The sequence below is a fragment of the Pseudomonas fluorescens genome, assembly GCF_902497745.1.
GTDB lineage: Bacteria > Pseudomonadota > Gammaproteobacteria > Pseudomonadales > Pseudomonadaceae > Aquipseudomonas > Aquipseudomonas fluorescens_BM.
Window position 1 is genome coordinate 3,068 of the sequence record NZ_CABVHJ010000024.1, and the last position, 23,659, is coordinate 26,726.

General features: G+C 58.4%; 25 protein-coding genes. 17 read left to right on the forward strand and 8 right to left on the reverse strand.

Annotated features, from left to right (window positions below; all coding sequences use genetic code 11):
* Positions 1 to 1,324 (forward strand): aldehyde dehydrogenase family protein (locus tag F8N44_RS27090; RefSeq protein ID WP_224794820.1); only part of this gene is annotated, 1,324 nt, incomplete at its 5' end.
* A gap of 51 nt (positions 1,325 to 1,375) precedes the next feature.
* On the opposite strand, the gene F8N44_RS27095 is transcribed toward F8N44_RS27090, so the two are convergent.
* The 3 genes from F8N44_RS27095 to cynS form a co-directional block, all read right to left on the reverse strand.
* The gene (locus F8N44_RS27095) at positions 1,376 to 2,035 is read right to left on the reverse strand and encodes a carbonic anhydrase (protein WP_150652467.1); all 660 of its coding nucleotides are present in this window, start codon (positions 2,033 to 2,035) and stop codon (positions 1,376 to 1,378) included.
* 12 nt (positions 2,036 to 2,047) lie between these two features.
* Complete coding sequence (locus F8N44_RS27100; protein ID WP_150652468.1) at positions 2,048 to 2,284, reverse strand: DUF2790 domain-containing protein; 237 nt, start codon at positions 2,282 to 2,284, stop codon at positions 2,048 to 2,050.
* An 81-nt stretch (positions 2,285 to 2,365) separates the two neighbouring features.
* A complete protein-coding gene (gene cynS, locus F8N44_RS27105) occupies positions 2,366 to 2,833 on the reverse strand; it encodes a cyanase (RefSeq protein ID WP_150652469.1) in 468 nt (155 codons plus the stop codon).
* A 121-nt stretch (positions 2,834 to 2,954) separates the two neighbouring features.
* Here cynS and cynR point away from each other — a divergent pair, with 121 nt between their 5' ends.
* Entirely contained in the window at positions 2,955 to 3,842 is an 888-nt protein-coding gene (gene cynR, locus F8N44_RS27110) for a transcriptional regulator CynR (protein ID WP_150652470.1), read from the forward strand.
* Between the two features lie 436 nt (positions 3,843 to 4,278).
* Here cynR and F8N44_RS27115 read toward each other — a convergent pair whose 3' ends face one another.
* From F8N44_RS27115 to F8N44_RS27125, 3 genes are all read right to left on the reverse strand, one after another.
* The gene (locus tag F8N44_RS27115; RefSeq protein ID WP_007910633.1) at positions 4,279 to 4,608 is read right to left on the reverse strand and encodes a hypothetical protein; all 330 of its coding nucleotides are present in this window, start codon (positions 4,606 to 4,608) and stop codon (positions 4,279 to 4,281) included.
* Positions 4,609 to 5,118: 510 nt separating this feature from the next.
* Positions 5,119 to 5,622: a GNAT family N-acetyltransferase gene (locus tag F8N44_RS27120; protein ID WP_150652471.1), complete on the reverse strand. Its 504-nt coding sequence runs from the start codon at positions 5,620 to 5,622 to the stop codon at positions 5,119 to 5,121.
* 48 nt (positions 5,623 to 5,670) lie between these two features.
* Positions 5,671 to 7,614: a DNA topoisomerase III gene (locus tag F8N44_RS27125; RefSeq protein ID WP_150652472.1), complete on the reverse strand. Its 1,944-nt coding sequence runs from the start codon at positions 7,612 to 7,614 to the stop codon at positions 5,671 to 5,673.
* A gap of 277 nt (positions 7,615 to 7,891) precedes the next feature.
* On the opposite strand from F8N44_RS27125, the gene F8N44_RS27130 reads away from it, so the two are divergent.
* Complete coding sequence (locus F8N44_RS27130; protein WP_150652473.1) at positions 7,892 to 9,298, forward strand: serralysin family metalloprotease; 1,407 nt, start codon at positions 7,892 to 7,894, stop codon at positions 9,296 to 9,298.
* Between the two features lie 422 nt (positions 9,299 to 9,720).
* On the forward strand, positions 9,721 to 10,089 hold the full coding sequence (locus F8N44_RS27135) for a DUF427 domain-containing protein (RefSeq protein ID WP_150652474.1): 369 nt from the start codon (positions 9,721 to 9,723) through the stop codon (positions 10,087 to 10,089).
* A gap of 55 nt (positions 10,090 to 10,144) precedes the next feature.
* Here F8N44_RS27135 and F8N44_RS27140 read toward each other — a convergent pair whose 3' ends face one another.
* Together F8N44_RS27140 and F8N44_RS27145 are read right to left on the reverse strand one after the other, a co-directional pair.
* Complete coding sequence (locus tag F8N44_RS27140; RefSeq protein WP_095047447.1) at positions 10,145 to 11,767, reverse strand: MFS transporter; 1,623 nt, start codon at positions 11,765 to 11,767, stop codon at positions 10,145 to 10,147.
* A gap of 170 nt (positions 11,768 to 11,937) precedes the next feature.
* A complete protein-coding gene (locus F8N44_RS27145) occupies positions 11,938 to 13,584 on the reverse strand; it encodes a GMC family oxidoreductase (RefSeq protein WP_150652475.1) in 1,647 nt (548 codons plus the stop codon).
* Between the two features lie 133 nt (positions 13,585 to 13,717).
* Between F8N44_RS27145 and F8N44_RS27150 the strand changes: the two genes are divergently transcribed.
* The 13 genes from F8N44_RS27150 (at position 13,718) to F8N44_RS27210 (ending at position 23,291) form a co-directional block, all read left to right on the forward strand.
* Positions 13,718 to 14,623 carry a LysR family transcriptional regulator gene (locus F8N44_RS27150; RefSeq protein ID WP_007910650.1) on the forward strand — a complete coding sequence of 302 codons (906 nt, stop codon included), beginning with the start codon at positions 13,718 to 13,720 and terminating at the stop codon, positions 14,621 to 14,623.
* A gap of 74 nt (positions 14,624 to 14,697) precedes the next feature.
* On the forward strand, positions 14,698 to 15,150 hold the full coding sequence (locus tag F8N44_RS27155; protein ID WP_150652476.1) for a GNAT family N-acetyltransferase: 453 nt from the start codon (positions 14,698 to 14,700) through the stop codon (positions 15,148 to 15,150).
* Entirely contained in the window at positions 15,140 to 15,562 is a 423-nt protein-coding gene (locus F8N44_RS27160) for a VOC family protein (RefSeq protein ID WP_224794821.1), read from the forward strand. The genes F8N44_RS27155 and F8N44_RS27160 overlap by 11 nt, the downstream gene beginning before the upstream one ends.
* A 148-nt stretch (positions 15,563 to 15,710) precedes the next feature.
* Complete coding sequence (locus tag F8N44_RS27165; RefSeq protein WP_150652477.1) at positions 15,711 to 16,058, forward strand: metalloregulator ArsR/SmtB family transcription factor; 348 nt, start codon at positions 15,711 to 15,713, stop codon at positions 16,056 to 16,058.
* Positions 16,059 to 16,071: 13 nt separating this feature from the next.
* Positions 16,072 to 16,542 (forward strand): arsenate reductase ArsC, encoded by a 471-nt coding sequence (locus tag F8N44_RS27170; protein ID WP_122600055.1) that lies wholly within the window; start codon positions 16,072 to 16,074, stop codon positions 16,540 to 16,542.
* 12 nt (positions 16,543 to 16,554) lie between these two features.
* Positions 16,555 to 17,253, forward strand: a complete 699-nt coding sequence (gene arsH / locus F8N44_RS27175; RefSeq protein ID WP_150652478.1) for an arsenical resistance protein ArsH — start codon at positions 16,555 to 16,557, stop codon at positions 17,251 to 17,253.
* A gap of 292 nt (positions 17,254 to 17,545) precedes the next feature.
* Positions 17,546 to 18,439, forward strand: coding sequence for a tetratricopeptide repeat protein (locus F8N44_RS27180; protein ID WP_150652479.1), 894 nt, complete (start codon positions 17,546 to 17,548; stop codon positions 18,437 to 18,439).
* Between the two features lie 125 nt (positions 18,440 to 18,564).
* Positions 18,565 to 18,777 (forward strand): DUF4287 domain-containing protein, encoded by a 213-nt coding sequence (locus tag F8N44_RS27185; RefSeq protein ID WP_034152439.1) that lies wholly within the window; start codon positions 18,565 to 18,567, stop codon positions 18,775 to 18,777.
* Positions 18,778 to 18,790: 13 nt separating this feature from the next.
* Positions 18,791 to 19,270, forward strand: a complete 480-nt coding sequence (locus tag F8N44_RS27190) for a GNAT family N-acetyltransferase (RefSeq protein ID WP_150652480.1) — start codon at positions 18,791 to 18,793, stop codon at positions 19,268 to 19,270.
* 633 nt (positions 19,271 to 19,903) lie between these two features.
* Positions 19,904 to 20,266 (forward strand): DUF6124 family protein, encoded by a 363-nt coding sequence (locus F8N44_RS27195; RefSeq protein ID WP_108226440.1) that lies wholly within the window; start codon positions 19,904 to 19,906, stop codon positions 20,264 to 20,266.
* A gap of 136 nt (positions 20,267 to 20,402) precedes the next feature.
* Positions 20,403 to 21,944, forward strand: coding sequence for a phospholipase effector Tle1 domain-containing protein (locus F8N44_RS27200; RefSeq protein ID WP_150652481.1), 1,542 nt, complete (start codon positions 20,403 to 20,405; stop codon positions 21,942 to 21,944).
* Complete coding sequence (locus F8N44_RS27205) at positions 21,944 to 22,603, forward strand: DUF2931 family protein (protein ID WP_150652482.1); 660 nt, start codon at positions 21,944 to 21,946, stop codon at positions 22,601 to 22,603. Before F8N44_RS27200 ends, F8N44_RS27205 begins: the two co-directional genes overlap by 1 nt.
* Positions 22,604 to 22,634: 31 nt before the next feature.
* Positions 22,635 to 23,291, forward strand: coding sequence for a DUF2931 family protein (locus tag F8N44_RS27210; RefSeq protein WP_150652483.1), 657 nt, complete (start codon positions 22,635 to 22,637; stop codon positions 23,289 to 23,291).
* The last annotated feature ends 368 nt before the right edge of the window (positions 23,292 to 23,659 follow it).

Below are 23,659 nucleotides of genomic sequence, written 5' to 3' on the forward strand. Positions count from 1 at the left end.
GGTGATCGAACGTGCGGCAGCGGCATTCACCGCACTGTCGGCGGTGTCCGATGAGGCGATCAGCCAGTTTTTTGATCTCTTCGCACAACGTCTGGAAACCCCGGACTGCTGGGCGCACATCGAAACCGCCAACCTTGCCGATATCGAACGGGCCAAGGCGCGCGGCCGCTCCACCACCCGGCTGCTCGCCGACGAGCGCATGCGCCGCGACATGATCGCCGGCCTGCGCGCCTGGCGAGATGCCGCCGCCACGCGCGGCAAAGTCATCAGCAGTGTCGAGCACGACGGCTGGAAGGTCGAGCAAGTGGTTTCGCCGCTGGGCATCGTCGCGTTTGTCTTTGAAGGTCGGCCGAACGTGTTCGCCGACGCCGCCGGTGTTTTGCGCACCGGCAACACCGCTGTGCTGCGTATCGGCAGCGATGCGTTGGGCACCGCGCAAGCCATCGTCACTCACGCGTTAAACCCGGCGTTGGCCGACGCTGGTTTGCCGGCCGGTGCGGTGTCGTTGGTGGAAAGCGTCAATCATGCTGCCGGTTGGGCGATGTTCGCTGATCGACGTTTGTCGCTGGCGGTGGCGCGTGGTTCGGGTCGTGCGGTCAGTCAGTTGGGCAGCATTGCCCAGCAGGCTGGCACCGCGGTCAGTCTGCATGGCACGGGGGGCGCGTGGTTGATCGCCGATCGTGATGCCGATGCGCAGCGCTTTGCCGCAGTGGTGCGCAACTCGCTGGATCGCAAAGTGTGCAACACCCTCAACGTCTGTCTGATCCAGCGTGATCGCGCGGCGGAACTGGTGCCGTTGTTTCTCGATGCGCTGCAACAGGCCGGTACTGCGCGTGGCCAGGGCTGCAAGCTGCACATTGTCGAAGGCAGCGAAAGTTACCTGTCGAGTGAGTGGCAGAACGCGACGGTCGAGGTTTATCGGACCGAGGGTTATCAGACTGAAGCGTTGGCTGAACCTTTGGCGGAGTCGGCGTTGGGCCGCGAGTGGGAATGGGAAGAAACCCCGGAAGTCAGCCTGATGATCGTTGATGATCTGGATCAGGCGATTGCGCTCTTCAATCGTTACAGCCCGCAATTTACCGTGTCGTTGATCAGTGAAGATGCCGCCGTGCAAGAGCTTTTCTACAACGCGGTGAATGCGCCGTTCGTGGGCAATGGCATTACCCGTTGGGTCGATGGACAGTATGCGTTGAACAAGCCGGAGCTGGGGCTTTCGAACTGGGAGAGCGGGCGCTTGTTTGCGCGCAGTGCGATTCTTTCGGGGGATGGCGTGTTCACTGTGCGCAGCCGCATGAGCCAGATCGATCTCACAGTAAAACGCTGATCTGGCGGACAACGATCGTTCCCATGCTCCGGCGTGGGAACGATCAGTTGCTCAGGCTGCGTGGGTGGTCTGTGCGTGGATCGCGCAAGTCGCCGGTTGCTCGGCCAGCGGCACAAACGTACGGCGGTCCGAGGACAGCGCATCGACCGAGCCGGTCTCGATGTCATACACCCAGCCATGCAGGTTCAACAGGCCTTTCTCCTGAGCCAGACGCACGCTCGGGTGGGTCTGAATGTTCGCCAGTTGCGCGATCACGTTCTCGCGCACCATCGAGCTCAACTTCGCCGCGTCATTGGCATGTGGCCGCGCCTCGTTAACCACTTTCGCCGACTCGGCATGCTGCAGCCAGCCGCTGACCGCAGGTAAGTGATCCATGCATTTGCACTTCGCGATCGCGGTCATCGCGCCGCAGTCAGAATGCCCGCAGATGACAATGTCGGTCACGCCAAGCACCGCCACCGCATATTCCACCGTTGCCGAAACACCGCCCGGGTGCGGGCTGTAGGACGGCACGATATTGCCAGCGTTACGGATCACGAACAGCTCGCCGGGTTCTTGTTGGGTCAGCAGTTCCGGCACGACCCGGCTGTCGGAACAGGTGATGAACAAGGTGCCGGGCTGTTGCGTGGTCGCCAGGTGTTTGAACAATTCGGTGCGTTGCGGGAACGCTTCGCTCTGGAATTTCAGGAAGCCATCAATCAGGTTTTTCATGGTGTTGTCCTCTCAGTTCGAGCAACCGCTGCCGAATTCGCTGTATTGAAGAATGTGTTTGCCGCCGTGGCTGTCCAGATACGTCATCTCCACCGGCACCACGCCACACACATCGGCAACCGGGGTAATGCTCAGCACTTGGGCGATATCCAGTGGCATGCCGTAGCGGTAGGCGACGGCCTCGTCAGCGGCAGATGCCTGGGCGTAAACGCCGCCAAGCAGGGCCAGAATCAACAGAATTTTTTGCATGGGGCAGCCTCCAGATGTGTTGGGTGACGGGTAGCCATTTGAGGTGTGTTGGCCCGCACGCAGGGGGCGGGCCGCTGCGGATCAGAACGGACGCAGGGGCAGGAACTTGCCGTCGAGGGTGACTACAGCGCGGGAGCCGCCTTCCGGGTCTTCGACTTTCTTGATGTCGAGTTTGAAGTTGATCGCGCTGATGATGCCGTCGCCGAACTGCTCGTGAACCAGCGCTTTGAGGGTGGTGCCGTAGATCTGGATCATCTCGTGGAAGCGGTAGATGGTCGGGTCGGTCGGCACGCCGCTGAGGCTGCCACGCAGGGGGATGATCTGCATCGCCGCGACGTCGTCAGCGCTCAATTCCAGCTTGTCTCCGACCACTTGGGCAGCGCTTTCCGGCAGTGGATGCTGGCCGAGCAGGGCAGCGGTGACGTACGCCAGGCTCAGGCCGGTGCCGTCGGCCAGATCCTGCCATGACAGATCTTTGCGAGCCTTGGCGTCGAGAATGCGGGTGGTCAGGGCCAGGCTGGTGTCGTTGTAGGCGTGGGACTGTTGCATGGTGTCACTCCTTTCAGGGGTTGGCTTGCTGTGTGGGATTGATCTTCTGCCGATTCATTCATAGCGTCCAAGACCGATATACAATGCTTTGCATAAGTCCTGCCTATAGATGGTGATTCCCATGCTGCTGCGACATTTGCGTTATCTGCTGGCTGTTGCCGATCACGGCGGCTTCACCCGGGCTGCCGAAGCGTTGCATGTGTCGCAGCCGACCCTGTCGCAGCAGATTCGCCAGCTGGAAGAAACCCTGGGGGTGAACCTGTTTGATCGCACTTCGCGCACGGTCAAACCGACGGATGCCGGCGTGGCCTACATCGAATGTGCGCGGCGGGTGCTGGTTGAGCTGGAGGCGGGCAAGCGCGCGTTGCATGACGTGAAGGATTTGTCTCGCGGGACGTTGCGTCTGGCGATGACGCCGACATTCATGGCCTATCTGGTCGGGCCGTTGGTGCGCGACTTTGCCGCGCGGTACCCGGGGATTCATCTGCAGATTTTCGAGCTGTCGATGGATGACATTGAGGCGGGGCTGGCGGATGACTCGCTGGATATTGCGATTGCGTTTACGCCGGTACGCAGCGCCGATATCGAATGCATTCCGGCGTTTACCGAAACGCTGGGGATCATGGTCGGGCGTGAGCATCCGCTGTATGACAGTCGCTCAATGCTGACGCCGGAAGATATCGCGTCATTGGATTTCGCTTTGTTGGCGCCGGACTTCATCACGCGGTTATCGGTGGATGAGTATTTTCGCCAGCAAGGGATTACGCCGCAGGTGCGGATCGAGGTGAATTCGGTGAGTACGTTGCTGGAAGTGGTGCGTTGTTCGCCGATGGCGACGATGTTGCCGCAGGCGATTGCGACTGAGGACCGGGCGTTGCACCGATTGCGCGTGGAGAGTGAAGCGCCGCAGCGTGGGGCGGCGTTGTTGCGGCGGCGCAATAATTATCACAGTGCGGCGGCGGTGGCGTTTGTGGAATTGGTGTTGGACATGGGAAGCCCCTCACCCTAACCCTCTCCCAGTGGGAGAGGGGACTGACCGAGTTGCTTGGGCGATTTACGCCGACCTGAGAAACCTGAGCCAAACTCTGGTTCTGAAAACACTATAAATCGGCTCCCTATCCCTCGGCAGAGGGGACTGACCGAGGTGTTTGTGCAATTTACGCCGACCTGAAATTTTTGAGCCGAGCCAAAATTTTGAGCGCAGCACAAACCGGTTCCCTCTCCCTCGGCAGAGAGGAATGACCGAGGTGTTTGTGCAATTTACGCCGACCTGAAATTTTTGAGCCGAACTAAAATTTTGAGCGCAGCACAAATCGGCTCCCTCTCCCTCGGGAGAGGGCTGGGGTGAGGGGCTACAATTCCAGTCACGCCAAATCAATGCAAGCAAACAAAAAAAGGCCTGCTTCCGTTAAGGAAGCAGGCCTTTCAATTATTTAATGACTAACTCAGCAGAACCGATCAATCACCCGAACTTCATTGTTGTTCTGCATCGAATCCCACGCCTGTTTCAGCGTTTGCAGAACATTACCGATGAAGTCCTTGTCGGCCGCAGCCTTCTTGCCAACATAACCGTGGCCGCGACGGTACATCTTCAGGCGGGCCAGCAGGTTCTGATGGTTGCGGTCAAATTCGTCTTCGTCAGCATGGGTCGCCAGGCAGTCGATATGCACCTGCCCCGACTTGCTGATCCACAGAATGTGGCTGTCGTGGCTGTCTTTCTGCGCCGCGAACATACGAGCCAGTTCTTCGATAGTCGGTTGATTGTTCAGATTCATGATATTGCCCCTTGACCAGTCTGGTGATCTTTCAAAGTTGATTCGCTAATACAGGTAGCCCATCGGTTAGTTGATCCCTGGCACCGAAACCAGGACGTCAGCGCTCGCCCGTGGAAAGTACGGGGTCGTGCATCTGTTGCATGTAGTCGTGTTGAATAACTGCTACGCAATAGCGTCACAACGAGGAGAAGCAGCGAAAACCGGGAGGCTCCTTGACGACATTTACCGTGTCGACCACAAGCGTCTTGAGAATTTTCGCCAGCGCTTCTCGTCCTTGTACTGGACGTTCAGGCCAGGTCAGCTTCTTCAATCTGCCTTGTGGGCAGCGTGTATCCGGAAAAAACAACTCGGCGGTCAGACGAGTTTGCTCAAGCGTGTTACCGATGTTCCCGATCGGGGAACGTCTTCATCATGCAAAAGCAAAACGATGCCGTCAACGGTTTTGTAGTGATTATTTTTACTCACTACATATTGTCGGACAAAGCTGTTTTGGAATGAGAAAGAATCCGTTCAGGCAACGGAAAAAGGCGTGCGCAGCACGTAGAAGGTGCACGGATAACCGTCTACTTCGCGCTGCTGCAGGGTGAAGTGGCCGTCGCTCAATAACGGAATCAGCCTGGCCCAGAAGCGCTGCGCCGGCAGGTTGGCGTCGATATGGAAAATCTGCCATTGACCGGGGATCTGGCTCAAGAGGGCAGAGACGACAAACTGCGCGACGCCTTGGCCACGAAAGCGTCGTGCGATGAAGAAGTAGCCAATGTTGTGTTCGGCGCCGGCGACGTGGGTTTCGTTATCGACGGTCACGAAACCGGCCAGTTCGCCGTCGACCTGAATCAGAAATGGTTGGGTGGCCGGGTGGCGCCAGTAGTCGATTTTCGGCTGAATGGAGAAGAAACCATGCGGAGCGAGCTTCAGCGGCAGCCATTCGCTGAAGTCGTACATGTAGAACTGTATGAGGTTTTCGATGATCTCCAGCTCATCGCGCTGAGCGGGGTGCAGTTCGATATTGGCCATGCGCCGGGTTCCTGAAAGTGCTGAGCCTTGCAGAAACACTAGCGGGTTTTATTTGCCTGCCGGTTTCGCTGTGCGTTTTGTTGTGCCCGTGGTTTTGCTGCGGGTCGATTTACGTTTCTTCTTCCACGGTGCCGCGGCTTTACCGGCCGGTGGCGGGCCGCTGATGGTCAGGCTGAGGCTGGAGCAGCGCGTCACCTGTTTGCTCATCCATGCCGCTTGTTTGGTGACGAACTCTTCAAGACTCATTTCGCCGCTTTGCACCATGTCCAGCGCCTGCTCCCAGATCGCCGTGGTGCCGGGGTCGGCAATCGCCCGTGGCACCGCGTCGATCAGGCTGAACGCAGCCGGGGTGGCGGCGAGAGCCTTGCCGTTTTTCACCAGATAGCCACGGTCAATCAAACCCTGAATGATCGACGCGCGGGTGGCTTCGGTGCCGATGCCGGTGGTGTCCTTGAGTTTCTGTTTGAGCAGTGGATCCTCGACCAGTTTGGCGACGTTTTTCATCGCCTTGATCAGATCGCCCTCGGTGTAGGGTTTCGGTGGTTGCGTCCACAAATCCTTGAGCTTCACAGCGGCGATGGCGCATTCGACGCCTTGGCTAAGGGCCGGCAAGGTTTGCGGTGCGGGTGCTTCGCGGCCCTTCGCCGCTGCCAGCGCTTCGGGCAGAGCACGCTTCCACCCCGGTTCGATGATCTGCTTGCCCACTGCGCGCAAGGCTTCACCAGCGCAATCGAAATCAGCCTGGGTGCGATCGTATTCGTGATTGGGCAGGAACTGCGCCAGATAGCGTGCGCGGATCAGCGTATAGACCGCGCGATGCTTGCCGCTCAGGCGTTCAAGATTCTTCGCAGCAGCGGTAGGGATGATGCCGTGGTGCGCGCTGACCTTGGCGTCGTTCCATGCCCGGGATTTGCTTTGCGGCTCCAGAAACCCGTTGAGCGCTTCAAGGCCCGGATCTGCCTGCCGCAACGCGGCGAGAATCCCCGGCGCCTCGCTGTGCTGGCTCAGCGGCAAGTAGCCACAATCACTGCGCGGGTAAGTGATGACTTTGTAGGTTTCGTAGAGTGCCTGGGCGATGTCGAGGGTTTCCTGCGCGCCGAGGCCAAGTTTCTTCGAGCAGACTTCCTGCAAGGTGCCGAGATCGAAGGGCAGGGGCGCCACTTCGCGCATGCGCTCGGTTTTCAGCTTGACCACCCGGGCACTCGCAGCGCTGCTGATCGCAGCCGCCGCTTGCTGGGCCAGCGCCTGATTCAGACAGCGATCCTGATCGTCACAGACATCCGACGGCGCCCGCCACTGCGCGGTAAACGGGATGCCGTTGTGCAACAGATCGACATCGATCGCCCAAAACGGCACTGGCACGAAATCGGCGATGCTGCGGTCGCGATCCACCACCAGTCGCAAGGTCGGCGTCTGCACCCGGCCAACCGGCAACACCCCTTGATAACCCGATTGACGCCCCAGCAGCGTGAACAGCCGACTCATGTTCATGCCGATCAGCCAATCCGCCCGCGAGCGGCCCAGCGCCGAGTGATACAGGCTGAAGGTTTCGGCACCCGGTTTCAGCGCGGCCAGGGCCTTGCGGATCGAGGCTTCGTCCAGCGCCGACAGCCACAAGCGGCGGATCGGCCCGCGATAACGACAGTGTTCGACCAGTTCCCGGGCGATCATCTCGCCCTCACGGTCGGCGTCGGTGGCGATGATCAGTTCGCTGGCCTCGCCGAGCAGGCGCTTGACCGCTTTGTACTGGCTGGCGGTGCGCGGCTTGACGGTCATTTTCCACTTGTCCGGAATGATCGGCAGATCGGCCAGTACCCAGCGCTTGTAGCGCGCGTCATAGGCATCCGGCGGCGCGGTTTCGAGCAAGTGGCCGATGCACCAGGTCACCGTGACGTCCGTTCCCAGCCAGCAACCGTCGCCCCGACGCCTGGCGCCGAGCACGGCCGCAATGTCTTTGGCCTGGGAGGGTTTTTCACAGAGGTACAGCCGCATAACCACCATCGTCGATCAAGGTCGGAACAGGTGCACAGAATGGCCGCACTTGGCGTCAGGGGCAACTTTTATCTGTATGGATATACAGATAAAAAGCATTGCAGCAGGTGACGGGTAATACAGGGACGCAGGCCGGGCTATCGAGAAATTGATTAGCGCCCGGTATGCGCCTGTGTCAGGTTTTTCGGCGATTCACACACGCGAGTGACAGGACGGTCTCGCCAGAAGATCGCCGTGGTCTGTCGACACTGACTACTCAGAAACAAGGAAGTCCATCATGGCTCAAGCCAAATCCAAGACCAGCAGCGCCTTCGACGAAATCGATACGTTCAGCCACCTGTATGACCGTGGTGTCGGGCTGGTCAACGGCAAACCCTCATTCACTGCCGATCAGGCTGCGGATGAAATCCTGCGTAAAGGCCTGTCTTGGGGCGACAAGAACGCTGACGGCAAGATCGACCTCAGTTACACCTTCCTGACCGAGAAACCGGCGAACTACAACGTCAAACTGGGCAACTTCAGCGAGTTCAGCGCCCAGCAAAAGGCCCAGGCCGTGCTGGCCATGCAATCCTGGGCTGACGTCGCCAACGTCACCTTCACTGAAGGCAAGGGCGGCGATGGCCACATGACCTTCGGTAACTACGATGTCAGCACCGGCGGCGCTGCGTTCGCTTACCTGCCGAGCGGCGGCAGCTATGACGGTCAGTCGTGGTACCTGATCAACGATCAATATCAAGTCAACAAAACCCCGGACACCAACAACTACGGGCGCCAGACCCTGACCCACGAGATCGGTCACACCCTCGGCCTGTCGCACCCGGGTGCGTACAACGCCGGCAACGGCAACCCGACTTACAACGATGCCAAGTACGCTGAAGACACCCGTGGCTACAGCCTGATGAGCTACTGGAGCGAAGCCAACACCGACCAGAATTTCAGCAAGGACGGCAGCGGTGCGTACGCTTCGGCACCGTTGCTGGACGATATTGTCGCGGTGCAAAAACTGTATGGCGCCAACTACGCGACCCGCGCCGAGGACACCACCTACGGTTTCAACTCCAACGCCGAGCGCGATTTCTACAGCGCCACTTCGGCATCCTCCAAAGTGGTGTTTTCGGTGTGGGATGGCGGCGGTAATGACACGCTGGATTTCTCCGGTTTCAGCCAGAACCAGAAGATCAACCTCAATGAAGGCTCGTTCTCCGATGTTGGCGGCCTGGTCGGTAACGCGTCCATCGCGCACGGCGTGACCGTGGAAAATGCCATCGGCGGTTCAGGCAATGACCTGCTGATCGGAAATGCCGTTGCCAACGAACTGGTCGGCGGTGCCGGCAATGACATCCTTTACGGTGGTGGCGGTGGCGATACCTTGTGGGGCGGTGCAGGCGCAGACACCTTCGTGTTCGGTGCTGCCAGCGACTCGACCATGACCGCGCCGGACTGGATCATGGATTTCACCAGCGGCCTGGACAAGATCGACTTGTCGGGGATTGCCGGATTCGCCACGGGCGCGGCGTCGTTGAACTTTGTCAGCAGCTTCACCGGGCATGCGGGTGACGCGGTCCTGACCTACTTCGCGCAGACCAATCAGACCAGCCTGATGGTTGACCTGACGGGGCAGGGTTCGGTGGACTTTGCCGTGGGTGTGGTGGGGCAAGCGGTGGCGACTGATATCGTTGCGTGATGCCTGAGCAGCGGCCCTCACCCTAACCCTCTCCCAGAGGTAGAGGGGACTGACCGAGTTGTCTGGCGAAAGACACCGACCTGAAAAAACGAGTCGATTATGGATTCAAAGCGAATCGTTCAAGTCGGTAAATCTCGCCAATATCCCCCAATCAGTCCCCTCTCCCAGTGGGAGAGGGGACTGACCGAGTTGTCTGGCGAAATACATCGACCTGAAAAAACGAGTCGATTATGGATTCAAAGCGAATCGTTCAAGTCGGTAAATCTCGCCAATATCCCCCAATCAGTCCCCTCTCCCTCCGGGAGAGGGCTAGGGTGAGGGGATTTTGATGTTGAAGGGCCGTTCGGCTGCAAACCCACCCCAACCAGAACCAATGAGCTATACCTGAACCGGTCTCTTCGCCGTATCCAGGAGAAACCCCCATGAAAACCTCCGGCCCCAGTCCCGTCATTGCCCTCGAACAACTTCCCGGCTGCCTGATAGTTAAATTCCACGGTATCCAGGTTGCCGCTTCTTCCCACGTCATGATTCTCAACGAAGCCAACTACCCGCCGGTCTATTACATCCCCCGCGAAGACATCGACGAAAAGTACTTCGCCCGCACCGACCACACCAGTTATTGCCCGTACAAGGGCGATGCCAATTACTTCAGCCTGCAAGTGCCGGGGCATGAGGGCGCGAATGCGGTGTGGACTTACGAAAACCCGAAAGTGTCAGTAGCACCGATCCGTGATTACGTGGCGTTTTATCCGGATCAGGTGAAGTTCGAGGTGATCAAGGCTGATGCCTGAGCAAAAAAAACGGCGAGGGTAAAAGCCCTCGCCGATTGATGTGTCTGGTTGAGTTTCAGTTCTTGTCGAGATCGATATTCTTCGTCTCACGCAAACAGATCATCCCCACCACCAGGCTCACCCCGGTAATCAACACCGGATACCACAGCCCATAGAAAATGTCCCCGGTGTACACCACCAGCGCAAACGACACCGTCGGTAGAAACCCGCCAAACCAGCCGTTGCCGATGTGGTACGGCAGCGACATCGAGGTGTAGCGAATGCGCGTCGGGAACAGTTCGACCATCAGCGCCGCCAGTGGGCCGTAGCACATCGCCGAGATGATAATCAGCGCCACGATCAGGGCGACGATCATCGGTTTGTTGATCTGCTGCAGATCGGCCTGTTGCGGGTAGCCGGCGAGGGTGATCGCACCGCGCAGGGCGGCCTCGTCGAAGCCATCGAGTTTGACGTCGCCGACGCTCACCTGCACGGCGCTGCCAGCAGGCGCAGCGGCGCTGGAGTAGGGCAGGCCTTGCTTGACCAGGAAGGTTTTGACCTTGTCACACGGGCTGTCGAATTTGGCTTTGCCCACCGGGTCGAACTGGAAGGTGCAGGTCGCCGGATCCGCCAGCACGGTGATCGGCGCCTGACGGCTGGCCTGATCGATCGCCGGGTTGGCGTAATGCGCCAGGGATTTGAAGATCGGGAAGTACAGCGCCGTGGCCAGCAGTAAGCCGAGCATCAGCACCGGTTTGCGCCCGACCTTGTCCGACAGCCAGCCGAAAAAGATGAAGAACGGTGCGCCGATGACCACGCTGATGATCAGCAAGGTGTTGGCCACCGCCGGGTCCATTTTCAGGAATTGGGTCAGGAAGAACAGCACGTAAAATTGCGCGGCGTAGAAGGTCACCGCTTGGCCGGCGTTGATGCTGAACAGGGCGATCAACACGACTTTGAGGTTTTCCCATTTGCCGAAGGATTCGCGGATCGGCGCCTTCGAGGTTTTGCCTTCCTCTTTCATTTTCAGGTACGCCGGCGACTCGTGCAGGCTCAGGCGAATCCAGGTGGAAATACCCAGCAGTACGATCGACAGCAGGAACGGAATGCGCCAGCCCCAGACTTCAAACTGATCGCCAGTGAAATAGCGGCAACCGAGCACCACCAGCAGCGACAGCAACAGGCCGAGAGTCGCGGTGGATTGAATCCAGCTAGTGTGGAAACCACGTTTGCCAATCGGCGCGTGCTCGGCCACGTAGGTGGCTGCGCCGCCGTATTCACCGCCGAGCGCCAGGCCCTGGAGCATGCGCAGCACCACCAGAATGATCGGCGCGGCGATGCCGATGCTGGCGTAGGTCGGCAGCAGTCCGACGCAGAACGTCGCCACGCCCATCAGAATGATCGTCGCGAGAAAGGTGTATTTACGCCCGATCATGTCGCCCAACCGACCGAACACCAGCGCCCCGAACGGCCTCACGATAAAGCCTGCGGCGAAGGCCATCAGCGCAAAGATGAACGCCGTGGTGTCGTTGACCCCGGCGAAAAACTGCTTGCTGATCACTGCCGCGAGGGCGCCGTAGAGGAAGAAGTCATACCACTCGAACACCGTCCCCAGTGATGAAGCGAAGATGACTTTGCGTGTATCCGGGCTGGTCTCCGCGCTGCGCACGGCGTCCAGCGGCTGAACGTGTTCTGACATATCGGTATCCCTCACAGTGATTGTTTTTGTTGTTCCACTGGTGTTGCGTGTCCGGGTGATGCCTTGAATTAAACGCGGTCCCTTGTAGGAGCTGCCGCAGGCTGCGATCTTTTGATCTTGCTTTTGATCTGGAAAATCCAAAGTCAAAAGATCGCAGCCTTCGGCAGCTCCTACAGGGTTCGGGCCAGCTCCAATTTCGGGGTGCTGCTCCTGGTGTTGGGGTTGAGGATCAGTTGAGCAGCCTTTTCGGCAATCATCAGCGTAGGCGAACAGGTGTTGCCCGAGGTGATGCGCGGCATGATCGAGGCATCGGCGATGCGCAAACCGGGCACACCGTGCACGCGCAGCTGTGCATCGACCACCGCATTACCGTCATTGCCCATGCGGCAGGTGCCGACTGGATGGAAAATCGTCGTGCCGATCTTCGCCGCCGCTTCCTGCAATTCTTCTTCACTTTGCAGGCTGGCACCGGGCAGATATTCCACCGGTTTGAAGCCTTGCAGGGCAGGCGCGCTGACGATGCGGCGGGTCAGGCGAATCGCATCCGCCGCCACGCGCAGGTCTTCAGGATGGCTCAGATAGTTGGGTTGGATCAGCGGCGCTTCCTGTGGATCCGCCGAACGGATTTCAATCCGCCCACGACTCTGCGGACGCAGATCGCACACCGAAGCGGTAAACGCCGGGAAGCTGTGCAACGGCTCGCCAAAACGCTCCAGCGACAGGGGCTGCACGTGGTACTCAAGATTCGCCGAGGTCTGCTCCGGCCCCGACCGCGCAAACGCGCCCAACTGGCTCGGCGCCATCGACAGCGGCCCGCTACGGTCATAAAGATAACGCAGGCCCATGCCCATCTTGCCCCACACGCTGCCAGCGATCTGGTTCAGCGTGCGGGCGTTTTCCAGTTGGTAGATCAGGCGCAGTTGCAGGTGATCCTGCAGATTGCCGCCGACGCCCGGCAACTCATGAATCACGCCGATGCCCAAGCGTTCGAGCAACGGCCGAGGACCAATCCCGGAGCGTTGCAGAATGCTCGGCGATCCAACGGCACCGGCGCACAGGACGATTTCTTTGCGTGCCTTGAATTGCTTGGTCTGACCTTCGTGGCGCGCGCTGACTTTCGAGGCGCGACCGTCCTCCAGCAACACGCGATCCACCTCAACCCCGGTCAGCACCGTCAGATTCGCCCGGTTGCGCACCGGTTTCAAAAACGCCTTCGCCGCGTTCCAGCGCACGCCGGATTTCTGATTGACCTGGAAGTAGCCGCAACCTTCGTTGTCGCCCTGATTGAAGTCATCGATGCTGGCAATGCCGCTTTGCTCGGCGGCACTGCGAAACGCATCCAGAATCGGCCACGACAGCCGCTGCTGTTCCACCCGCCATTCCCCCTTGGCACCGTGAAACTCTGCCGCACCGGCAAAGTGGTTTTCGCTCTGTTTGAACAGCGGCAACACGTCATTCCAGGCCCAGCCCGGATTGCCCTCGGCTGCCCAGCCATCGTAGTCGTTGGCCTGGCCGCGCATGTAGATCATGCCGTTGATGGACGAACAACCGCCCAGCACTTTGCCGCGCGGATAACTTAGCGCGCGGCCGTTGAGGCCGGGTTGTTCTTCGGTCTTGAAGCACCAGTCGGTGCGCGGGTTACCGATGCAGAACAGGTAACCGACAGGAATGTGAATCCACGCATAGTTGTCGCGCCCGCCGGCTTCGAGCAACAGCACGCGCTGCTGCGGATCCGCCGACAGCCGATTGGCCAGCAAGCACCCGGCAGGGCCGGCGCCGACCACGATGTAGTCGTATTCATCGAGGGAAGTCTGCATTCCCTGACCTCGCTTTTTGTTTTTATTGTCGGACACTCTAGTTGTTAGCTTTCGTTAAAAGAATGTTAGTTTTTGCGCAGCCGCTGTGCGTTTTCAAACAGCCTGCATAGACCATAGCCGACAAGGACACGCCATGTTCGACTGGAACGACCTGCGGTTTTTTCTCGAACTGCAACGCAGCGGCCGCCTGCTCACCGCCGCCCGCCGCCTCAACACCACCCACGCCACCGTCGCCCGCCATATCGAAGCCATCGAAAAAAGCCTCGGCACCGCGCTGTTCGTCCAGCACGCGCAAGGTTACGAAATGACCCCGGCGGGGGAGGCGCTGCTTAAACACGCTGAAGCGATGGAAAACGTTGCGTTGCTGGCGCAGGAAGAAATCACCCAATCCACCGCGCCTCTGGGCAAAATTCGTGTCGGCGTCACCGAAGGGCTGGGCATCAAGTTTCTCGCCAGTCGCATGATCGGCTTGTTCGAACGCTATCCGGGATTGGAAGTGGAACTGGTCGCCGTGCCGCGCTTCGTCAGCATCCTTAACCGTGAAGCGGAAATCAGCATTCACCTCGAACGCCCGGCGGCGGACATGCTGGTGACGCGCAAACTCACCGACTATCGACTTGCGTTGTACGCCAGCCAACGCTATCTCGATAAGGCGCCGCCACTGCAAAGCCGCGAAGACCTCGGGCGGCATGCGTGGATCGGTTATGTCGATGATTTGCTGTTCAGCCAGGAACTGATGTTTCTCAACAGCTTCTGCCGCAGTCCGCGCGTGGTGTTTCACAGCACCAGCGTCATCGCCCAGCAGGAAGCGGCGCGGTCGGGATTAGGCATTGCGGTGTTGCCTTGCTACATGGCCGAATCAGATCCCGATCTGGTGCCGTTGCTGCCGGATGAAAGCATCGAGCGCAGCTACTGGATCAGCACCCGGCGCGAGTTGCACAAGTCGGTGCGGCTGCGGGTGGTCTGGGATTATGTGGTGGGGTTATGTGAGGCGGAGCAGGGGTTGCTGCTGGGCAGATCGCAGGCCGGCAGCCGTTAATCCTTTTGGCTGTGCTGCTGTTGGCGCCGCTTTTGCTTGAATAGCTTCAAAGCCTTTGGCAATGGAGAGCAGCAATGAGGGAATGGCTTAGCGTTCGCGACATCAATGCGGACACCTTGAAGGCCATCAGTGACGGTGTCTTACGGCATGGCCGAGCCTTGTCTGAGGCGCGCGGCGGACAAGCTGAAGCCATCGCCTGTGCGCTGATGGAGGAGGGAACACTGATCGGCGGCGCTACCGGCAGAACCGAATTCCGGCGCCTGTTTGTCAATTACCTGTGGATCGACGCGCAATGGCGCGGAACCGGGCTGGGTACTCAGGCGTTGCACAAGCTTGAGGCGTTAGCGGTTGAAAGGGCGTGCGTAGATGCGTTGATCGAAACGCTGGATGACGACGTCGCCCGTTGGTACATCCGCTGCGGATACAGATTGATTGCGCACGTGCCTGAGTACTGCGGCCCGTGGAGTCGTCATACGCTGTTGAAAGCCCTTGGCGCAACCCAAGGAAATGCCGCCGATGACCAATAGCGATCTGGGCAGTACATCCAAAACCGGCATGCTTCATCACGTTGAAATCAATGTCTCATCGCTGGAAGTCTCCCTGCGTTTTTGGCAGCCGTTGCTCTTGATGCTGGGTTATGCGCAGCATCAAAACTGGCCCGCCGGGCGCAGCTTTATTCTCAACGGCACCTACCTGGTGTTCGTTCAGGCCAGCGATCTGCAACAGGGCTTTAACCGCCGGGGCGTGGGCTTGAATCATCTTGCGTTCCAGGCGGGTTCGCAGGCGCAAGTGAATGAAATGGCGGACTGGCTGCGAGCGTCCGGTTTTCGTCTTCTCTACGAGAGCGCCTATCCCTACGCCGGCGGCCCGGAGCACTACGCCCTCTACTGTGAGGATCCGGACAAGATCAAAGTGGAGATCGTCGCGCCGGCGATATAGACCTGACGCTCCGTTCGCAGGTTGGCACTGTCTGGCGGAGGGTGACGACAGGTACTCACACAGGGCTCTTTGGCCGAGGGAATTTGCCGGGTTGATTTATATATGGATATCCGTATATTCGGATTTCCGTATGTGATGAGCCCGTCCCATGATCACCCCCACCGAAGTCTTCAAGAGCCTCGCCGACGAAACCCGCGTCCGCGCCATGCTGCTCATCGCCGATCAAGGTGAACTCTGCGTCTGCGAGCTGATGTGCGCACTCGGCGATAGCCAACCGAAAATCAGCCGCCATCTCGCGCAACTGCGCAGCAATGGTTTGCTGCTTGATCGCCGTCAGGGGCAATGGGTCTATTACCGCCTCAACCCTGATCTTCCTTCGTGGGTACGCGAAATCCTGCAAGTGACGTCCAAAGCCAACGCCGATTGGCTCAAGGACAATGCCGCGCGCCTGCAGAACATGGACGGTCGTCCGGTTCGCGAAACCGCCTGCTGCTGAGAAAGAAAAAACCATGCGAATTCTGTTTATGTGCACGGCCAACAGCTGCCGCAGCATCCTGTCCGAAGCCATGTTCAATCATCTGGCGCGCCCCGGATTCGAGGCCGTGAGTTCCGGAAGTTTCCCCAAAGGCCAAGTGTTGCCACGCAGCCTGTCGACGCTGCAACAGGCCGGCATTGCCATCGATGGCCTGTATAGCAAGGGCAATGACGCGTTCGAAGACAATCCGCCAGATATTGTCATCACCGTCTGCGACAAGGCCGCCGGTGAGAGCTGCCCGGTGTACTTCGGCCCCGCGCTCAAAGCCCATTGGGGCCTGGCAGATCCCTCGGATGTGACCGGCGACGATGCCGCCGTGGACGCGGCATTTGCTGCAACCCTGGCGATCATCGAGCGGCGCTGCGCGACCTTTCTCGGCCTGCCATTCAAAGCACTCAGCCGCGCTGAACTCCAGCGTGAGCTGGATCGTATCGGCTCGCTCTGAGCTGGAGGACATATGTCAGAACAACTGCCCCATCTTGATCATTCGCTGTTCGAAGGCTTACGGGCCTCTACTTTGCGCGAACACAAACCGCGCATCCTGCTGCTTTACGGCTCGACCCGCGAACGCTCGTTCAGCCGTTTGCTGGTAGAGGAGGCCGCACGCCTGCTCGAACACTTCGGCGCTGAAACGCGCATCTTCAACCCGTCCGGTTTGCCGCTGCCCGACGACGTTCCGGCCGACCATCCCAAGGTGCAGGAACTGCGTGATCTGGTGCTGTGGTCGGAGGGTCAGGTCTGGTGCTCGCCGGAGCGTCACGGTGCGATGTCCGCAGTGTTCAAGGCACAGATCGACTGGATCCCGCTGGAACTCGGCGCCTTGCGTCCGACCCAGGGCAAGACCCTCGCCGTGATGCAGGTCTGCGGCGGTTCGCAGTCGTTCAACGTGGTCAACCAGTTGCGCGTGTTGGGCCGCTGGATGCGCATGTTCACCATCCCTAATCAATCCTCGGTGCCGAAGGCCTACATGGAGTTCGACGATAACGGGCGTATGAAAGCGTCGCCGTTTTATGATCGTGTGGTGGATGTGATGGAAGAACTGGTGAAGTTCACCTTGCTGCTGCGCGATCAACAGGCGCATCTGGTCGACCGTTATTCCGAACGCAAGGAAGGTGCCGAGCAATTGATGGCGCGCGTGAATCAGCGTTCGATCTGAGACTGTCCCTCGGCGAGGGACGGCAGACTCAACGCTGCGGCGGCTCGCGGGTGCTGCGTTGCGAAGCGGGTCAGATATCGACAAGGTGGCGCGCAGGCCGCCCTCAGCGCGGTTCACCAGGGTGATTCGACCGCCCAACTGCGTGGCGATGGTGTTGATGATCTTGGCTGACAAACCGCCTTCGCGAGCAGGCTCGCTCCCACAGTTTTTTCTGGTGCTTTCGAGTAACCGACACTTCAGGTTTTGCGCCTGCCTGCCGATGAAATCTGCACGATTTCAACGGATGCCATTCATGAACAAGGTTGTTGCTGTACTGGCGCTTACTGCCCTCGTTGCAGGCTGCAAATCCCACCATCGCCCCAATCTTGCGGACGATGAATTCCCCAGCTTTCGTTGTGCGGCGTACTTCAAGCAAGCGTCGATCAGTGAGCAGCAGTTCGACGACATCCGCTATCTCAGCACCCAGAACGCCAACTGCAAGGTGATCCTCGGTGAGATGTACGAGCAGGGACATGGCGTGCCGAAAAACATCGAGAAGGCCAAAGACATCTATGAGTCGGTGGCCCGACGTGCGCCGAATGTCTACAGCCGCCTGGGCGATATGGCGGCAGCCGGTGTCGGCGGGCCGGTCGATCTGGTGGCTGCCCGGGACTTTTATGAGCGCTCCATCGCGGAACCCGGCAATACCGCAATGGAGCTCAAAGTCGCCGAGTTTCTGGAGAACGGCAAAGGCGGCCCGCAAGACCTTCCGGGGGCGCTGAAGCTGTATTTCAAAGCCGACTCATGGGACAACCTCCAACGCCTGCGCACCAAAGGCGTGGTGATGACGATCGAACAACAACAGCAGTACAACAAGGTTTATCTCAACCGGATGCAGTACGGCGTCAGGGCGAAGATTGAAGGTATCGAGAAAGTGCTGGCGCAAGAAAAGCTGTCGACCCCCGAGCGCAAGTCGGTGCAGCTGGAACTGACTTACACCCCCGGCTCGTTGGTGCCAGTGATTGCCTTGCGGCAAAGTTGCGGTAACAGTGCCATCGACCAAAAAGTCATGCAGGGTTTTAGCGATTACCGATACCCCGGCGAACCGATCCTTTCGCCGCAGCAGAAAAACCACACGACTGTCGCCAGCGTCAGAACCGATGGGCTGACCGATAGAGAGCGACTCAGAGCGCTATCGAAAAAATAAGGGGTGCCGTGTGGCCCGAACTGATCGGCGGGCCACTTGCCGGAACAGCGTCTCGCGTCCACTCTATGACCTGCCGACAAGGAGCGTCCGCCGACCCTCCGTCGTGACCACAGGGAGCTTGCAGCATGAGCGAAGACAACAAGGTAAAAGGCCCGGCGTCGTACTTTCCCTCCATCGAGAAAAAATACGGCCAGCCCATCGATCACTGGCTGAACTTGCTCGCCGGCATCAGCGACAAGAAACACATGGAACTGGTGGCGTGGCTCAAGGAGGAACACGGCATGGGCCACGGCCATGCCAACGCCTTGGTTGCGCATCATCTGGCGGGTAAAAAGTGAGGGCAGGGCAGCGATGAATTTCTCCCACCGGCCAGTGACGGCCGACGACGTCAACACCCTCTGCAGCTTTCCCCAAGGCGAACAAGAGCTGTTCTTCATGTTCCCGAAAGCCAACTTCCCGCTGACGGAAGAGCAGATGCACAGCGCAATCAGCCAGCGCTTCGATTCCACGGCTTTTCTGGCCAACGGCGAGTTCGTCGGCTTCGCCAATTTCTACCGCGCTGAGCACCATGGCATCTGCTGCATTGGCAACGTCATCGTCGCGCCCTACGCCCGTGGGCAAGGTGTGGCGCGGTACATTGTCGAAACCATGACCGCGTTGGGTTTCGAAAAATACCAGGCCAAGGAAGTGCAACTCTCCTGCTTCAACGAAAACACTGCAGGCCTGCTGCTCTACCCAAAACTCGGCTTCGTGCCGTTCTCCATCGAAGAACGCCCGGCGCCAAATGGTGGACGATCCGCCCTCATCAACATGACACGCCACCGACCCTAACCATCCCCCAATCTCTGTGGGAGCCGAGCTTGCCCGCGATGACGCCAGCCCGCCCGCCGCGAACCCCGAGCCCAACACAAAACCTGTGGGAGCGAGCCTGCTCGCGAAAACGCCAGCCCAATCACCCCAAATCCCAAGCCAGACTCAATCCCCTGTAGGAGTGAGCCTGCTCGCGATAACGCCAGCCCAGCCACCACAAGTCTCGCGCCAACCACAAACCCCCTGTGGGAGCGAGCCTGCTCGCGAAGACGTCCACCCCATCAACCACTGAGCGAAATAAACAGTAAAAACCACCACTGTTTAAACGAAGCCTCAAGTAACCACCTAAACCCTACAACGCCTTGCGCCGTTACCTACGACTAAGCCAGAATCCGCCGGCTTGTGCGTCTAGGGCAAGGGTTCTATCGTCTATCGGTCACTGAAAAACAGTGATCGGGTTTGGTAGCCCGGTGTTAGATGTACAGCTCCACCATCGCCGAAACTTCTTCGTTTCGAATTTATGGTGGTCATGTGCAGGGCGTCCTAGGGCGCGCCGGATCCTAACACCCGGTCTACCAACCTGCGCATGGCCGCCACCCTTCGTTTGGTAGCGAAAGGGTGAAGCCTCCTCTAAATGTGTTAGGAGCTTCATCTATGTTCAAAGTAACGCCGAACCCACCCGAAACCGACCCCACATCCCCCTACGAATCCCCCGATTCCAAGCGATTCCACGAAGCCGCCGAACGCGCCCTCGACCACTACCTCAAGCCCGCCAGCCAAATCATGGCCAGCACCCAACAACCCGAACGCATGTACCTCGCCAACCCGAAGTACAACAGCGAATCCCTGCTCGCCAACGCCAGCGAAACCCTCGGCTCCGCCAGCGAAATGCTCCTCAACTTCGCCGCCATGCTCGACACCCCGCACCGCAAAACCGCACTGGGCATCGCCCAAGTCGTGATGCTCGGCGAAATCGCCGTCAACCAAGCGCTGGATAACGTCGAAATCGCCAGCTAACCCCCACCCCGACGAGGGGAAACCCTCGTCGAACCCCGCTGTCACACCCCGGCTGGCACACGGCCACGGCTTGCGCCCCAAAGTCGCGGCTGTCACCCTTCGGGCCGTTCTCAAGGATCAGAACCAGGAAACATGGATGAATGGCTACGTACCCAACCCCCCGAAAAATTATCGTTACGAAGAAGCCAAACCCGTCGATATTCACGCCCAGCGTTGGGCGGAATATGAGAAGCACGGGAAAGAACCTGCGCGCGAACCTGAGAAAATCGGGATTGCGTTGAGGATTGGGGTGTTCTTTGATGGCACTGGGAATAATGCGAACAACACGGCGGCTGGATTGCTGTGTGGGGCGCAGCATCCCATAGCTCCCGAGGATATCCCCGCCAGTTGTCAGCCCTATATGAAGGATCCGGACAGCAGCTACGCCAATAGCACCACCAATGTTCAGAAACTAAGCGAACTGTACTTCGCACCTCAAAGGGCCGAAGGAGATAGTTTGCAGAAGCAAGCGTTCCGGATGATTTATATCGAGGGAATAGGAACTGAGTCAGGCAAGAAGGACAGTACGTTAGGTGGTGGTACTGGCCGAGGCGATACAGGCGTGGCAGGACGTGTTCAGTTGTCGTTCGCAGAGATCAAAACCCGTATCAAGGACGTGCTGGATAACAATCCCAATAGTGAAATTACGTCCCTGACCTTTGATGCATTCGGCTTCAGCCGTGGTGCTGCTGCAGCAAGACACTTTGCCAACGAGGTCGTACGTGGAAAGCAGGGGCCACTCGGGGAGGTTTTGCGAAGCAACGCCAATGCCCTCAGCCGGACCTTCATCGAAGAGTACAAAAGCAGCATCAACATGGGTTTTATTGGCCTTTTTGATACGGTGCCATCCATTGCTGGCTGGTCGAATCTGGGGGACATCAAAAGTCCCATCGCAACAGGAATCAAACTCTACCTCGACCGTCGCTTCTTCACAGATGTCGTGCAGCTATCCGCACGTGACGAATATCGGGCCAACTTCGCTCTGAGCCGCGTTAAAGCGGATCACTTGGAAATAACTCTGCCCGGGGTTCATTCTGACATCGGCGGTGGCTACCGCGATGAGGTCGAAGAGTGCGTGCTCGTCAGTCCGATGCAAACGCTTGAGGTGTCGCAATTTACCGATGTCTCCACTACGTCGATCTACCGTGATGCCGTGACGGTGAAGGCGCAGTGGCTTGCCAAAGGATGGCCAGAAGAGATGTTGGAGATCGTCACGCCTGACGCCCTTCCTCTGCCAATTGATCGGCAGGATCGGCTCAGCCCACGTATGAAGCGCGTGTATGCCGCAGTGCAGCTCAAGCGTCCTGTGAGTGGCTTGCTCTCCAGGGTATATCTACGAGTGATGCACCGATTGGCGAAAGAGAAGGGCGCTCGGTTTCAAGACATTCCCGATACGCCTGAGTTGGCAGTGCCCGCAGAGCTTCAAGCGCTGTGTGATCGATTTCTGGCGGGTAGTTACGACACCTCAATCCAAGAAGACCAATTGCTGAAGCTGAAGTACATTCACATGTCTGCAAATTGGAACCATCCTCTCGGGCGCAGAGATGGCAGTGGCGTCCACGCCGTTTACATCAATGCCCCGACGCCGGACTCGATACGCGTACAACACCCTCATGTAGCTGACTGGAAACTTTGGTGATGAAAGTATTTTTTGCCCTGCTATGCGCGCTGTTGATTACTGGGTGCCAGTCTGCGGATCCACTTTCAGCAAAAAATGACCCGAAATCCGAGTGGTGGGAGTTGGCGTTTACCGAGCCGGATTACATGAAAGTCTGGGTAGAGAACAGTTCTGTTCAAGACATTAACGGCAGGATTTTCTACAAAACCGGCGGCGGCACCGCAGCGGGGGGAGAACCTGAAGATGGAACGGAGTCCGCCCGAGGTTGGACAGGTGGGGTAGGCGGCAGCGGAAGGAGAGTGGTGGGAGCAGATTTACCTGTTCGCATCTGGGTCCGTTGGCAATCGATTGTCGAACAGAAAACGTGGCAGGCATGGGTAGAAATTCCAGAGGAAGCCAGGCAGTTGATGGTGGCGTCCGTCAGTCAACGCTGCCCGCAGACGCCTGATCAGGAAGCGAGATTTATGGCGTCGGTTTATTTAGGGTTGGCCCCCGGTGGTGTTGTGCAGGTTTGGGTAAGAGACTCTTGCCACCACCCGGTCAAAGTCGCTCGAGCGCAGGCTGAAATTGAGCCGCTAGGGCCGAGCCAAGGTAAGAACGAAGGGCGTTACGCTTATCCGGTGAGCGAAAAGGCAAAGCGGTATATCGATAAATATGGCATTCCATACGGAAGTTGGTAGTCGTGACACTTAACTGAATGGATCTTTTGTAATGAACGCAAGGATTGCGCTGCTGGGCGCTTTATTGTTGTCTGGCTGCCAAATCGCAGGCCCAGAAACCGGCGAAAATGACCCTAAATATCCATGGTGGGAGTTAGTGTTCGTTCAGCCGAATTACATGAAGGTCTGGGTAGAGGACAGCTCCGTCCAAGACGTCAACAACAGAATTTTCTTTCGCGCTGGCAAGAGCACTGCTGCTAGCGGTGAACCCGATATCCGCACAGAGTCTGCTCGTGGTTGGGGGGCAGTATCGGGGACCGGGAGACCTGTGACGGGCGCTGATCTTCCAAAACAGATCTTTGTCCGCTGGCAATCCATAACAGAGCAAAAAACCTACCAAGGTTTCATCGAAATTCCCGAAGATGGCAGGCAACTGATGATGAAGTCAACACACCGGCGTTGCCCGGAAACACCGGAGAAAACCGCGCGGTTTATGGCGTCACTCTACGTAGGGCTCGCTCCGGGCGGCGTACTCCAGGCATGGGTCAAAGATTCATGTCGAAATCCGGTTGAGGTCGCCCGAGGTAAAGGTGGGATAGAAGTTTTGGGGCCGGAACAAGGGAAGCACGGTGGTCGTTATGCATATCCGGTAAGTGAGAAGGCTAAGCGCTACGTCGAAAAGTACGGCATTCCGTACGGAAGTTGGTAGATAGGCAGAAGACACTTCTCCTGCTCGTCCTCGAGCACCTTTGTTTTGAGTCACCATCTTTGACAGCTGCCGCGTATAAGCTGGGTTCAACGAAGGTCCGTTTTCGGCCAGAAGCGGGCCTTCGTGAAGGGTAAATATCGACCCAATTCAGCCGGTCAGAACCGATAGATGCCAATCAATTGCAGTCAGTACCCCGTATCCGCCAAAGTGTTTCTTATCATATTACTGCTTCGCGGATTGACAGCTTCGGATCCGTAACCATGCAGCTTTCAGCCATCACCCCAAGTGCATTGACTGCCAATTCTAGGAGCGTTGATTGACGGATGATGCCCTGCGTCACAAGGGGATTGACAGTCTGTCCGACCACT